The organism is Micromonospora sp. CPCC 205554 (genome assembly GCF_036902745.1).
Taxonomy (GTDB): domain Bacteria; phylum Actinomycetota; class Actinomycetes; order Mycobacteriales; family Micromonosporaceae; genus Micromonospora; species Micromonospora tulbaghiae.
Genome location: NZ_JBAKHP010000008.1, coordinates 175320 through 188095 on the forward strand (window position 1 = coordinate 175320; position 12776 = coordinate 188095).

Annotated in this window: 13 protein-coding genes; 8 read left to right on the forward strand and 5 right to left on the reverse strand. The window is 73.3% G+C overall.

What is annotated here, in order from left to right:
• Positions 1-40: 40 nt before the first annotated feature.
• Both V6U82_RS14015 and V6U82_RS14020 read left to right on the forward strand, forming a co-directional pair.
• Entirely contained in the window at positions 41-1048 is a 1008-nt protein-coding gene (locus V6U82_RS14015; RefSeq protein ID WP_334461249.1) for a tetratricopeptide repeat protein, read from the forward strand.
• A 46-nt stretch (positions 1049-1094) separates the two neighbouring features.
• Positions 1095-2135, forward strand: a complete 1041-nt coding sequence (locus V6U82_RS14020; RefSeq protein ID WP_334461251.1) for an NAD(P)-dependent alcohol dehydrogenase — start codon at positions 1095-1097, stop codon at positions 2133-2135.
• A 54-nt stretch (positions 2136-2189) separates the two neighbouring features.
• Here V6U82_RS14020 and V6U82_RS14025 read toward each other — a convergent pair whose 3' ends face one another.
• Positions 2190-3386, reverse strand: a complete 1197-nt coding sequence (locus V6U82_RS14025; protein WP_334461253.1) for a homogentisate 1,2-dioxygenase — start codon at positions 3384-3386, stop codon at positions 2190-2192.
• Between the two features lie 94 nt (positions 3387-3480).
• On the opposite strand from V6U82_RS14025, the gene V6U82_RS14030 reads away from it, so the two are divergent.
• From V6U82_RS14030 to V6U82_RS14050, 5 genes are all read left to right on the forward strand, one after another.
• Positions 3481-4347, forward strand: a complete 867-nt coding sequence (locus tag V6U82_RS14030) for a hypothetical protein (protein ID WP_181726580.1) — start codon at positions 3481-3483, stop codon at positions 4345-4347.
• 110 nt (positions 4348-4457) lie between these two features.
• Positions 4458-5657 carry a fumarylacetoacetase gene (gene fahA, locus V6U82_RS14035; RefSeq protein ID WP_334461400.1) on the forward strand — a complete coding sequence of 400 codons (1200 nt, stop codon included), beginning with the start codon at positions 4458-4460 and terminating at the stop codon, positions 5655-5657.
• Positions 5658-5833: 176 nt separating this feature from the next.
• The gene (locus V6U82_RS14040) at positions 5834-6043 is read left to right on the forward strand and encodes a DUF397 domain-containing protein (RefSeq protein ID WP_128137238.1); all 210 of its coding nucleotides are present in this window, start codon (positions 5834-5836) and stop codon (positions 6041-6043) included.
• 111 nt (positions 6044-6154) lie between these two features.
• The gene (locus V6U82_RS14045) at positions 6155-6637 is read left to right on the forward strand and encodes an SRPBCC family protein (protein ID WP_334461254.1); all 483 of its coding nucleotides are present in this window, start codon (positions 6155-6157) and stop codon (positions 6635-6637) included.
• Positions 6638-6704: 67 nt separating this feature from the next.
• Positions 6705-7958, forward strand: coding sequence for an outer membrane protein assembly factor BamB family protein (locus tag V6U82_RS14050; RefSeq protein ID WP_334461256.1), 1254 nt, complete (start codon positions 6705-6707; stop codon positions 7956-7958).
• Between the two features lie 119 nt (positions 7959-8077).
• On the opposite strand, the gene hisC is transcribed toward V6U82_RS14050, so the two are convergent.
• The 4 genes from hisC to hppD are packed head-to-tail and all read right to left on the reverse strand — an operon-like array spanning position 8078 to position 12075.
• Positions 8078-9181, reverse strand: coding sequence for a histidinol-phosphate transaminase (gene hisC, locus V6U82_RS14055; RefSeq protein WP_334461258.1), 1104 nt, complete (start codon positions 9179-9181; stop codon positions 8078-8080).
• The gene (locus V6U82_RS14060) at positions 9178-10158 is read right to left on the reverse strand and encodes an RDD family protein (RefSeq protein ID WP_334461259.1); all 981 of its coding nucleotides are present in this window, start codon (positions 10156-10158) and stop codon (positions 9178-9180) included. Before V6U82_RS14060 ends, hisC begins: the two co-directional genes overlap by 4 nt.
• The gene (locus V6U82_RS14065; protein ID WP_334461261.1) at positions 10155-10859 is read right to left on the reverse strand and encodes an RDD family protein; all 705 of its coding nucleotides are present in this window, start codon (positions 10857-10859) and stop codon (positions 10155-10157) included. The genes V6U82_RS14060 and V6U82_RS14065 overlap by 4 nt, the downstream gene beginning before the upstream one ends.
• Positions 10860-10869: 10 nt before the next feature.
• Positions 10870-12075 carry a 4-hydroxyphenylpyruvate dioxygenase gene (hppD, locus tag V6U82_RS14070; protein ID WP_128136744.1) on the reverse strand — a complete coding sequence of 402 codons (1206 nt, stop codon included), beginning with the start codon at positions 12073-12075 and terminating at the stop codon, positions 10870-10872.
• A 140-nt stretch (positions 12076-12215) separates the two neighbouring features.
• On the opposite strand from hppD, the gene V6U82_RS14075 reads away from it, so the two are divergent.
• Complete coding sequence (locus V6U82_RS14075; protein ID WP_091425618.1) at positions 12216-12710, forward strand: Lrp/AsnC family transcriptional regulator; 495 nt, start codon at positions 12216-12218, stop codon at positions 12708-12710.
• Positions 12711-12776 lie beyond the last annotated feature (66 nt).

Sequence of the window (12776 nt, forward strand, 5' to 3'; positions counted from 1 at the left end):
CCCCGGCGCGCGGTGGGGCCGGGCGGATACGCTCGCCGGGATGCCGAGTGACGCCGCTCCCGACCAGTCCGCCGCCGACGGCTACCTGCAACGCGCCCACCTGCTCGCCGAGCTGGGGCGCTACGACGAGGGGATCGGCGAACTCACCGCGCTGCTCGCGACCGAGCCGGCGCACCTGCCCGCGTTGACCATGCTGGCCCGGATGCACCTGGCCGCCGACCGCCCGGCCGAGGCGCTCGCCGCCACCGAGACCGCCGTCGAGAAGGCGACCACCGGCCCTGAGGCGGTGCCGGCGCTCGTGGCGCGCGGGTTCGCCCTCCTCGACCTCGAACGCTGGAAGCCCGCCGCCGCCACCGCCGACGAGATCCTGGCGCGTGCGCCGGGTGACGCGTACGCGCAGCGCAGTGCCGCCGCCCTGCTCTCCGCGTCGCGCAACGGGCAGGCGGCGCTGGACGCGGCGTGGCGCGGGGTGGAGCTGTCGCCGGACGAGCCGGAGGCGCACCTGGTGCTGGGCCTGGTCGCGGTGCGGCTGCAACTGTTCGACCTGGCCGAGCGGGCCTACCGGGAGGCGCTGCGGCTGGACCCGGAGCTGGGCGAGGCGGGGCAGGACGTGGGCGTGGCCCGGCTGGAACGACGCCGGTACGCCGAGACGCTGGAACACCTGACCGCGATGGCCGACCTGCCGGTGGCCCGCCCCGACCCGGTCCGGACGGTGGACGCCGGCATCCGGCGTCTCCTGCTGTCGGTGGCCGGGATGTCCCTGTTCGCGAGCGTGCTGGTCGCCGCCCTGGCCCCCGCCTCGCCGGGCGCGTCCCGGCTGTTCGCGGTGCTGGCGGTGGCCGGGGTGGCGGTGCTGCTGCGGCGCCCGGCGACGTGGCGGCCGGGCCTGCGGGAGGCGATGTCGCGCGGCCTGGTCGTGCCGGTCTACGCGGCCGCCGCCGCGGTGGTGCTGCTGCTCGTGTACGCGCTGGTCGGCGGCCCGTGGCCGCTGGTCGGGGCGATCACCGCGTCGGTGGTGGCCGGATTCACCGCGTTCGCTCGCCGGTGACAGGGTAGGAGGACCGGAAACACCGGCTGAAGGAAGCGGGGAACCAGTGCTCACCGTCAACGCCTACGCGGCGACGTCCGCGACCGAACCGCTCGCCCCGACCACCATCGAGCGGCGCGATCTCGGACCGGACGACGTTCTCATCGACATCAAGTTCTCCGGCATCTGCCACTCCGACATCCACACCGCGCGCAGCGAGTGGGGCCCGGCGCGCTACCCGATCGTGGTGGGTCACGAGATCGCGGGCGTGGTGCGCGAGGTCGGCTCCGCGGTCACGAAGTTCGCCGTCGGCGACCGGGTCGGCGTCGGCTGCCTGGTCGACTCCTGCCGGGAGTGCGACAACTGCCGCAAGGGGCTGGAGCAGTACTGCCTGAAGGGCAGCACCGGCACGTACGGCGGGGTGGGCCGGGACGGGGAGCCGACCCAGGGCGGCTACTCGCAGGCGATCGTGGTCACCGAGGACTTCGTGCTGCGCATCCCGGACGGCATCGAGCTGGACGCCGCCGCGCCGCTGCTCTGCGCCGGCATCACCACGTACTCGCCGCTGCGGCACTGGAACGCCGGGCCGGGCCGCCGGGTCGCGGTGATCGGCATGGGCGGTCTCGGCCACATGGCCGTGAAGCTGGCCCACGCGATGGGCGCCGAGGTGACGGTGCTGTCCCAGTCGCTGAAGAAGCGGGAGGACGGGCTGCGGCTCGGCGCCGACCACTACTACGCGACCTCGGAGGAGGACACGTTCACCACGCTGGCCGGCTCGTTCGACCTGATCATCAACACGGTCAGCGCGACGCTCGACATGGACGCGTACCTGCGGCTGCTCGCGGTGGACGGGACGCTCGTCAACGTGGGCGCGCCGGAGAAGCCGCTGTCGGTGCACGCGTTCTCGCTGATCCCGGCCCGGCGCTCGTTCGCCGGGTCGAACATCGGCGGCATCGCCGAGACCCAGGAGATGCTCGACTTCTGCGCCGAGCACGGGCTGGGCGCCGAGATCGAGGTGATCCCGGCCGAGAAGATCAACGAGGCGTACGAGCGGGTGCTCGCCTCCGACGTGCGCTACCGCTTCGTCATCGACGCGTCCACGTTCTGACGACCGTGTGCGAAGGGGCCGCGTCCGTGCCGGGCGCGGCCCCTTCCGCGTACGTCAGGACTTGCGCGCCCAGGTCCAGGCGTAGCCGTCGTCCTCGCAGGCGGCGGCCGCGTCGCAGAGGTCGAGCGGGCGGAACGTGTCCACCATGACCGCCAGCTCGTCGAAGAACTCCGCCCCGATCGACCGCTCGGCCGCGCCGGGCTGGGGGCCGTGGGTGAAGCCGGACGGGTGCAGCGAGATCGAGCCCTGCTCGATGCCGGAGCCGCGCCGGGCCTCGTAGTTGCCGCCGGTGTAGAACAGCATCTCGTCGGAGTCGACGTTGTGGTGGTTGTACGGCACGGGGATGGCGGCCGGGTGGTAGTCGACCTTGCGCGGCACGAACGAGCAGATCACGAAGTTCGGGCCCTGGAACGTCTGGTGGACCGGCGGTGGCTGGTGGATCCGCCCGGTGATCGGCTCGAAGTCGTGGATGGAGAACGCCCACGGGTACATGTGCCCGTCCCAGCCGACCACGTCGAACGGGTGGTTGGCATAAACATGACGCGTCCAGGCTGTGCCGCTGCCACCCGGGCCTGCGGCCCGAGACCGGTGCCTGACGAGCACCTCCACCTCCTCGCCGTCGACCAGCAGCGGCGTGTCCGGTCCCCGGACGTCGCGCTCGCAGTAGGGCGCGTGCTCCAGGAACTGCCCGCGTACGGAGAGGTAGCGCTTGGGCGGGCCGATGTGGCCGGCGGCCTCGACGGCGAGCAGCCGGGTCGGCTCGTCGCCGGTGGGTACCAGGCGGTGGATGGTCGACGTGGGGATGACGACGTAGTCGCCGGCGACTACGTCGAGCACGCCGAACGGCGACTCGACCCGCATCGACCCGGCCTCCAGGTAGAGGCAGTGGTCGCCGGTGGCGTCGCGGAACAGCGGCGACGGCCGGTCGGCGAGCACGTACGCGATGCGTACGTCGTCGTTGGCGAGCAGGTACTGCCGGCCGAGCACCGGGTCCGCGCCGGTGCCGTCGAGCTTGTGCGTGCGCAGGTGGCGCGGCTTGAGCGGCAGGTTCGGCACGCGGGTGACGGTGGGCGGGGCGTACTCCTCGGCGGCGAGGATCGCGGTCGGCGCGTGCCGGTGGTAGAGCAGCGACGAGTCGGAGGAGAAGCCCTCCTGGCCGACCAGTTCCTCCGCGTAGAGCGTGCCGTCGGGCTGGCGGAACTGGGTGTGGCGCTTGCGCGGCACGTCGCCGACGCTGCGGTAGTACGGCATCTCGCCTCCCGATATGTCCCGTTCTCCGGCCGGTGGCGTCCGATAATCGGACGCTGTTGTCCGTTCCTCGTAGCGTCCCGTACATTCTTGTCTCGTGTCAACGCAGGTGCCCCGCCTCCTCTCCGGCCTGGTGGACGACGCCGCGGTCTTCCCGCCCGGCAACGCCCCGCTGCCCGACGCGGTGACCGCGCACCGCACCCACCGCGCCGCCTGGTACGCGGACATGGTCGGCCCGCTGCTGCTGCCCGCCTCGGAGATCCAGCGCGGATCGCTGAGCGGCCTGGTGGACCCGGCCGAGGGCCTGGTGATCGGGCTGATCGGCGACACCGGCCTGGACCAGATCCCGCAGGCGCTGGCCGCGCTCGCGCCGGACGGGGTGACCGCCCGGCAGATCGAGGCGCCGGTCGCCAAGCGCGGCGAGGATCCGCAACCCGGGCTGTCCGAGCTGCTCGCGCTCGCCGACCGGCTCGACGGCGCGGCCGTGTACGCCGAGATCCCGCTGACCTTCGGGCTGATGGGCGCGCTCGACACGCTCGCCGAGGCACGTGCCGGCGGGCTGCCGGTGGCGGCCAAGTTCCGCACCGGCGGGCTCGCCGCCGAGCTGTTCCCCACCCCGGTCGAGCTGGCCGCGGTGATCTGCGCCTGCCGGGACCGTAAGCTGCCGTTCAAGCTCACCGCCGGGCTGCACCACGCGATCCGGCACCGCGACCCGGAGACCGGGTTCAACCACCACGGTTTCGTCAACGTGCTGGGCGCCACGCTCGCCGCCGTCGGGGGCGCCGAGGTGGACGCCGTGGCCGAGCTGCTCGCGGCCACCGACCCGGTACGTGTGGTCGAGCCGGCCCGGGCGCACCGCGACGCCGAGCGCCAGCTCTGGGTCGGGTACGGCTCGTGCAGCATCTCCGAACCACTGACCGATCTGATCCGGCTGGGGCTGGTGAACGGAGGCTACGAGGCATGAGCGAACGCACCGAGCGGAGCGAGGGCCGCGAGGGCATGCCCGGTCGGCACGGCATGAGCGAACGCACCGAGCGGAGCGAGGGCCGTGAGGGCATGCCCGACGGGCACGGCATGACCTGGGTACCAGGGGCGGCGGGGTCGCCGTACGGGGTGACGAATCTGCCGTACGGCGTGTTCCGGCACGGCGGAGGTGAGCCGCGTGTCGGCGTCCGCATCGGTGACTTCGCGCTGGACCTGGCCGGCGCGGAGGCGGCCGGTCTGGTGCTGGCCGGCGGCGCGCTGGGTGAGCCGGCGCTCAACGCCTTCATGGCGCTCGGCCGCCCGCAGTGGACGGCGGTCCGGCAGCGGGTCGTCGAGCTGCTCACCGAGCCGGAGCACCGGGCGGCGGTCGAGCCGCTGCTCGTGCCGCTGCGCGAGGTCGAGATGGCGCTGCCGTTCGAGGTGGCCGACTACGTCGACTTCTACTCCTCCGAGCACCACGCCTCGAACGTCGGGCAGATCTTCCGGCCCGGGCAGCCGCCGCTGCTGCCGAACTGGAAGCACGTGCCGATCGGCTACCACGGCCGGGCCGGCACCGTGGTCGTCTCCGGTACGCCGGTGATCCGCCCGACCGGCCAGCGGGCCAGCGCGCAGGGCCCCACCACCGGTGCCTCGGTCCGGCTGGACATCGAGGCCGAGGTGGGCTTCGTGGTGGGCGTGCCGAGCCGGCTCGGCGAGCGGGTGCCGGTGGCCGACTTCGCCGACCACGTCTTCGGTGTGGTGCTCGTCAACGACTGGTCGGCGCGGGACATCCAGGCGTGGGAGTACCAGCCGCTCGGACCGTTCCTCGGCAAGTCGTTCGCCACCTCCGTCTCGGCGTGGGTGACGCCGCTGGAGGCGCTGGCCGACGCGTTCGTGCCCGCGCCGGACCAGGATCCGCCGGTGCAGGACTACCTGCGCGACACCCCGCACCTCGGGCTGGACCTGACGCTGTCGGTCGAGTGGAACGGCGAGTGGGTCGCCGAGCCGCCGTTCGCCGGCATGTACTGGACCCCGGCCCAGCAGCTCGCGCACCTCACCGTCAACGGCGCGTCGCTGCGTACCGGCGACCTCTACGCCTCCGGCACCGTCTCCGGTCCGGAGCGCGGCCAGGTCGGATCGTTCCTGGAGCTGACCTGGGGCGGGTCCGAGCCGGTCAAGTTCGCCGACGGCAGCGAGCGGACGTTCCTGGAGGACGGCGACACGGTGACGATCACCGCGACCGCGCCCGGCCCGGACGGCACCACTGTCGCGTTGGGCGAGGTCACCGGGACGATCCTGCCGGCCCGCTGACATCCGACCTTCCGAACCGGCCCCGGTCGCACCCGTAGTGCGACCGGGGCCGTTTCCTTCGGCGTTGATCGCTCCGGATCACGTACGCCCCGGACGGCGGCTCCCGGTCGGACCGGAGCCGCGGGTGGTGCCGGGTCGGGGGCGTACCCGCGGAAGCCGAACAGGAAGGACCGAGCATGACCGAGTTGACCGGTGCCGTCTGGCGCACCAGCAGCCGCTCGAACGATCAGGGTCTCTGCGTCGAGGTGGCCACGAACGTGGTCGCCGCGCACGGCGTGGTGGGCGTACGCGACTCGAAGGACCCGGACGGTCCGGCGCTCGCGGTGAGCCCGCCGGGCTGGGCCGCGTTCGTCACCGCACTGCGTGGCGGCGCGTTCGGAGGCTGACCGCTCGCGAACCACACCGGTGCCCCCGCCGGGGCACCGGTGATGGAAATGTCACCGGGAGGCTCCCCGTTTCCGGTCACGGCCCGTACCGTGTACGACACGGGAGGTGCCATGTCGACGGTGACGGTTTCCGCATTCATCGAAGCGCAGCACGCCGACCTGTGGCGGCTGCTCACCGACCTCCCGGCCCGCGCCGACTGGCTCTCGGCGGTGGACGCGGTCGAGGTCCTCGGTACCGGCGGGTTCGGACCGGGCACCGTGTGGCGGGAGACCCGCGTCCGGCCGGACGACGGCACCGAACCGGAGGAGTTCGAGGTGATCGAGGCGGTCGCGCCCGGCCGCCTCGTGCTCGGCTCGCGTGGCGCCGGCGCGGACTACCGGATCACCTGGACGCTGCGCACCGTCGAGCGGCGGCGGCGCGGCTGCACCGAGGTCACGGTCGAGCAGGAGGCGGTGCCGACCCGGGCGTACGGGCGGGTGCTGGCCCTGATCCTCGGTGGCCTGGCCGCCCGCGCGGTCGAGAGCGCGCTCCGGCGTGACCTGGCCGACCTGGCGCTGGCCGCCGGTCCCGCCCGATCCACCGAGGCCGCCTGAGCCGACCCGGCTGCTCCCCGTACCCGGCCCGCACGCGGCCGGTAGGGTGCCGGGGCGGAGGTGACGGATGGCGAAGGCCGCGAGGCGGCGGGCCGTGGTGGCGCTGGTGGCGGTGCTCGCCGTCGCGGCGTCGGTGGCTGTGGTCGTCCGGGTGCTGGCGCCCGCCGAGGTCGACACCGCAGCCCGGAAGCCGTATCCGGCGGCGCCCGCGCCGATCGCCGGGGTGCTCGCGCGGCTGCCGGTGGCGCCGCTCGTCGTGGACGGCCGGCTCCGCGTCTACGCGGGCACCCGTCAGGTGTACGCGGACCAGCCGGTCACCGGACGGCACCGGGTCACCCCGTTCTGGTCGTACCGCCGCTGGCCGGCGACGCTGGTCGGAGTGCTCGCCGAGGGGACCACAGTGGTCAGCCGCTGGTCCGACGGGCGGCTGGTGGCGCTCGACGCGCGTACCGGCCGGGTGGCCTGGCGGGCCGACGGCCCGCAGCCGGGGCCTGTGCCGGAACCGCGACGCACCTTCGCCGCCACGGTCTGGGATCCGGCCGGGCTGCACGTGGCGCGCACGGCCGAGGGGCGGACCGTGCTGCTCGCGACCGGTCCGGGCGGGCTCGGCGGCTACGACCTCGCCGACGGGCGGCGGCTCTGGCGTGCCGACGTGGCCCCTGACTGCCGGTCCGACGTGGGCACGACCGCGAGCGGTGAGCTGGTCGGCGTGGACCGCTGCGACGGCCCGGCCGCGGTCGAGCTGCGGGACGCGGCGACGGGTGTGGTGCGGACCCGCTGGCGGCCACCGGACGCGCCGGAGCAGCTCGTCGTCACGTCGGTGGGCTGCCGGGACGGGCACTCCGGTTGCCGGGGGCTGCGTACCGCCGGGCCGGACGGCGCGGGCAGCCGGGGCTGGCTGGTGACCGACCCGGGCGAGCCGGCCGCCGCGCCGGGCCTGGACCACCCGGACACGGTGCTGGACGGCGAGCGGGCGGTGGACACGTCCGGCCCGGTGGTGGTCGGGCGCTCGGCGCGTACCGGCGAGGAGCTGTGGCGCCGGGCGGACATCCATCCGGCCCGGGTGCTCGCGACCGAACCGGGGCGGGTGCACCTGCTGACCGACCGGCGGGAACTGGTCACCGTCGACCCGCTCACCGGTACCACCCGGTCCACGTTCGTGCTCGACCTGGGACGGGACGGGATCGGCTGGCGGCCGGGCCGGGCGTACGCGGTGGACGGCTACGTCGCGGTGGAGCGGCTGCGGGAGAGCGCGGCTCCGGAGGACGACGACCAGGGCTACTTCCTGATGGCCGAACCGGTGCTGTTCGCCGTGACCTGATCTGGCGAGTCAAGCCACAAAACGGACAAAAGCCCCTATAGTCCTCTTGTCTGATCGGTCGGACGAAGACGCCCGGCGCCGGTCCGTAGGGGGTTGACGGACCGGCGCCGGGCGCGCGATCAGGCCAGCGCGGCCTCGGCGGCGGCCAGGAACGCGTCGTTCTCGGCCGGGGTGCCGATCGTGACCCGGACGCCGTCGCCCGGGAACGGCCGGACGATCACGCCGCGCGCCTCGCACGCCCGGCCGAACTCCACCGCCCGCTCGCCCAGCGGCAGCCAGACGAAGTTGGCCTGGCTGTCCGGCACGTCCGGCACGAACTTGCGCAGCGCCTCGGTGACCCGGTCCCGCTCGGCGACGACCAGCGCGCAGCGCCGCTCCACCTCGTCGGCCTGCGCCAGCGCGGCCAGCGCGCCGGCCTGGGCGGCCATGCTGGTGGAGAACGGGGTGACCACCTTGCGCACGGCGGCGGCCACCTCCGGTGCCGCGACCAGCCAGCCGATCCGCAGGCCGGCCAGGCCCCACGCCTTGGACAGCGTGCGCAGCACCGCCACGTTCGGCCGGTCCAGGTACGTCAGGCCGTCCGGCACCTCGGGGTCGGTGACGAACTCCCGGTACGCCTCGTCGATCACCACGAGCACGTCGTCCGGCATCGCGTCGAGGAAGCGGTCCAGCTCGGCCCGGCGCACCGCCGTACCGGTGGGGTTGTTCGGGTTGCAGACCAGGACCATCCGGGTCCGGTCGGTCACCGCCGCCGCCATCGCGTCCAGGTCGTGACCGTGGCCGTCGTCGTTCGGCACCCGCACGCTGGTCGCGCCGCTGGTCGCCGCGATGATCGGGTACGCCTCGAAGGAGCGCCACGAGTAGAGCAGCTCGTCACCGGGCAGGCAGGTGGCGCGGACCAGGTGCTCGGCCAGCGCCACCGAACCGCAGCCGGTGGCGATCCGGTCGGCGTCCACGCCGTACCGCTCGGCGAGCGCCTGGCGCAGCGCCACCACGCCCATGTCCGGGTAACGGTGCGAACCGGCGACCGCCTCGGCGACCGCCTCCACCACGCCGGGCAGCGGGCCGTACGGCACCTCGTTGCTGGCCAGCTTGATCGCCTCGGCCAGGCCCAGCTCGCGGGCCAGGTCGGCCGGGCTGCGGCCGGGCACGTAGTTGGGCAGCGCGTCCAGGTCGGCGCGGGTGAGCCGCAGCGCGGGCTGGCGGCGTCCGGTTTCGGTCATGGGGTGTCTCCCGGGGTGTCGGCGCTCTCGGGCGGGGCGGTACTGGTGTCACGCTTGCGGGGGAGCTGGACCACCACCGTCTGCGCCCTCTTGTCGTGCAGGGCCTGGCGCAGCGGGTGGTCGAACAGGGGCGAGATCGCGTCGATGAGCTGGAGCAGCAGGCCCAGCCCGCAGCAGTACCAGAGCAGCGTCGGCAGGCCGAGCGTGCTCCAGCGCCGGGTGGCCCGGCCGAAACCGAGCGGCTGGTCCGCCTCGACCGGCAGCGCACGTACGCCCATCAGCCGCTTGCCGAAGGTCTGACCGCGCGCCGCCATCGACGGCACCTCGTACGCGTACCAGAGCGCGGTGGCGATCACCAGGATGGCGATCTGGAGCCCGCCGGCCTGGTCATCGATCTGGGGCAGCCCTTCGGTGGACGTGTCGCCGTTGAGCGCCCGGCGCACCGACTCACGCAGGTACGGGGAGACCGCCTCGACGTAGCGCCAGACGAACCAGCCGTTGACCACGGCGTTGAGCAGGAACACGATGCCCAGGTCGATCAGGCGCGCGACCAGCCGGGCGCCGTACGACGCCAGCGGCAGTCCGTGCGGGCGCGGGATCGGTTGTGCACCCGGCCAGTGCGGGTACGGCCAGCCCGGCGGCGGTCCCTGCATACCCGGCCCGGCCTGTCCCGGCTGTCCGGCCTGGCCCGGCTGTCCGGGCCACGGGTTCGCCGGGCCCGGCTGACCCGGCCAGGAACTCGGTGCGCCGGGCGTGCCGGACGTCGGAATCGCGTCGGGCCGGCCGCCGGGACCGGAGGCCGGCTGGTCGGCGGCGGGCGTCGCGGTGGCCGGCGCGGGCTCCGGTTCGGCGGGCGGCGGGCCGTCGGGCGGGGTGACGTCGACCGGGATCGGCGCGCCGATCCAGCCCTCGCCGTCCCACCACCTGCGGGTCTCCGTGTCGGCGGGGTCGACGTACCAGCCGGGTTCCAAACTCACGGGCCAACCTTAACGACGACCGTCCCGGCGAACTTGTCGTGGAGGCACTGCTGCCAGGGCTTGTCCCACAGTTGCCAGAAACCGTCGAGGTAGTTGAGGAACGGCACGAACATCCCGCCGGCGAACTCGACGAGCCAGCGCTTGCCGAGCATGCCCCGGGTCAGCGCGGCGTCCGGCTGCACCGGGACGATCCGTAGCTTCATCACCTTCTTGCCGAGCGTCTGCCCGGTCCGGCGGGCGTACTCGACGTGGTAGACCCAGTAGAAGGCGAGCATCAGCAGCAGGACCCCGAGCTCGGCGGCGAGCAGCGGCAGGAAGACGTCCGTCCAGAACGTCGCCGGGTCCGGTCCCGCCGGGCCGGCCTGCTCGATCTGGTCGATCATCCGGAAGAAGATCAGGAAGAAGACCGGCACGAACAGCACCAGTGCCACCGCCGTGGCGACGGCGGTGTCGATCAGATAGGCGAGCAGCCGGTCGCCGAAGCCCGCCAGCGGCTGCCCGTTCGGCGCCACCGGGGGCGGGACGGGCGCCGGGGCGTACCCGGGCGGGGGGTAACCGGGCGGCGGGTAGCCGGGCGGCCCGGCGTACCCCGGCGGCGTGTGCTGTGCGGGCACCGCCGGTCCGCCGGGCGGCGCGAAGCCGCCGCCCGCTGGTGAAAGTCCGGCGGGCGGCGGCGTCGGGTTCGGAGAAGGCTGGGTCACGCGGACAGTGTTACAGGTTTCCGCGCTTCTCCTGCTCGCGCTCGATTGCCTCGAACAGGGCCTTGAAGTTGCCCTTGCCGAAGCCGAGCGAGCCGTGCCGCTCGATCAGCTCGAAGAAGACGGTGGGACGGTCCTGGACCGGCTTGGTGAAGATCTGGAGCAGGTAGCCGTCCTCGTCCCGGTCGACCAGGATCTTGCGGGACTGGAGCTCCTCGATCGGCACCCGGACCTCGCCGATACGGGCGCGCAGCTCCGGGTCCTCGTAGTACGAGTCCGGGGTGTCCAGGAACTCGACGCCCGCGGCGCGCATGGCGTCCACGCTGGCCAGGATGTCGTTGGTGGCCACCGCGATGTGCTGGGCGCCCGGGCCCTGGTAGAACTCCAGGTACTCGTCGATCTGCGACTTCTTGCGCGCCACGGCCGGCTCGTTGAGCGGGAACTTCACCTTGCGGGTGCCGTTGGCGACCACCTTGCTCATCAGCGCCGAGTAGTCGGTGGCGATGTCGTCGCCGATGAACTCCGCCATGTTCGAGAAGCCCATGACGCGCTTGTAGAACTCGACCCACTCGTCCATCCGGCCCAGCTCCACGTTGCCGACCACGTGGTCGACCGCCTGGAAGAACCGCTTCGGCTGGATGCCGGCGTCGATCATCGGCTGCCGGTCCACGATCGGGCCGCGCGCCACGAACCCGGGCAGGAACGGGCCGGTGTAGCGGGACCGGTCGACCAGGCTGTGCCGGGTGTCGCCGTACGCGGCGATGGACGCCATCCGGACGGTGCCGTGCTCGTCGCTGACGTCGTGCGGCTCGACCAGGCCGGTCGCGCCCTGCGCCACGGCGTGCGCGTACGCGGCGTCCACGTCCGGCACCTCCAGCGCGATGTCGGAGACGCCGTCGCTGTGCTTCGCCACGTGCTCGGCGCCGTCCGCGTCCGGGCGGACCGCGCCGGTCAGCACGAAGCGGGCCGAACCGCTGGTCAGCACGTACTGCGCGTGGTCCCGGTAGCCCTGCTCCGGCCCCCGGTACGCCACGCAGGTCATGCCGAACGCGGTGGAGTAGTAGTGCGCCGCCTGCTTGGCGTTGCCCACCAGGAAGTGGACGTGGTCCATGCCCTTGACCGGGAACGGGTCGCGGGTGATGTCGTGGTCGACTGCGCCGACGAGAGCGTCGACGTCGACCTCCTCGGTCGACTGGGGTCGGTCGATCGCCTGGGTCATGGTGGCCTCCCTCGCGTACCGGCCGGCCTCGCGGGCCGCCGTGGATGTGCTCTTCCGGCGAGGATCTACGGGCGACGGTGAGTTGGGCAACAGTTGGCGTTATTCCTGGTCAGGTTGTGCATTCGGTACCGTTGGACACCATGAACACTGGTCAGGATGTACAGCTCGACGAGCTGGACGCCCGCTTGATCGAACTACTGGCGGAGGAGCCCCGGATCGGCGTGCTGGAGTGCTCCCGGCGCCTCGGCGTGGCCCGCGGCACGGTGCAGGCCCGGCTCGACAAGCTCGTCGGCCGGGGCGTCGTCACCGGGTTCGGGCCGGACATCACCCCCGCGGCGATCGGCTTCGGGGTGACCAGCTTCGTCACGCTGGAGATCAGCCAGCGGCACGGCCACGACCAGGTCACCGCACACCTGGCCGCGATCCCCGAGGTGCTGGAGGCGCACACCATCACCGGCTCCAGCGACCTGCTCTGCCGGATCGTCGCCCGGTCGAACACCGACCTCCAGCGGGTCATCGACCAGATCGTCGCCTCGGAGGGCATCCGGCGCGCCTCCACCATCATCGCGCTGGCCGAGCAGATCCCGTACCGGACACTGCCGCTCGTCCGCTCCGCCGCCCGCGGCGGCCCTTAACACCCCGGACCACCCAAGAAGCGCCGCGACACGCCCCGCACGCGGCCCGGGGGACCGGTGATCGTC

Coding starts and splice junctions, on each gene's coding strand:
- V6U82_RS14015 (WP_334461249.1), top strand. CDS start 41: ATGCCGAGTGACGCCGCTCCCGACCAGTCCGCCGCCGACGGCTACCTG.
- V6U82_RS14025 (WP_334461253.1), bottom strand. CDS start 3,386: ATGCCGTACTACCGCAGCGTCGGCGACGTGCCGCGCAAGCGCCACACC.
- fahA (WP_334461400.1), top strand. CDS start 4,458: ATGACCTGGGTACCAGGGGCGGCGGGGTCGCCGTACGGGGTGACGAAT.
- V6U82_RS14040 (WP_128137238.1), top strand. CDS start 5,834: ATGACCGAGTTGACCGGTGCCGTCTGGCGCACCAGCAGCCGCTCGAAC.
- V6U82_RS14045 (WP_334461254.1), top strand. CDS start 6,155: ATGTCGACGGTGACGGTTTCCGCATTCATCGAAGCGCAGCACGCCGAC.
- V6U82_RS14050 (WP_334461256.1), top strand. CDS start 6,705: ATGGCGAAGGCCGCGAGGCGGCGGGCCGTGGTGGCGCTGGTGGCGGTG.
- hisC (WP_334461258.1), bottom strand. CDS start 9,181: ATGACCGAAACCGGACGCCGCCAGCCCGCGCTGCGGCTCACCCGCGCC.
- hppD (WP_128136744.1), bottom strand. CDS start 12,075: ATGACCCAGGCGATCGACCGACCCCAGTCGACCGAGGAGGTCGACGTC.
- V6U82_RS14075 (WP_091425618.1), top strand. CDS start 12,216: ATGAACACTGGTCAGGATGTACAGCTCGACGAGCTGGACGCCCGCTTG.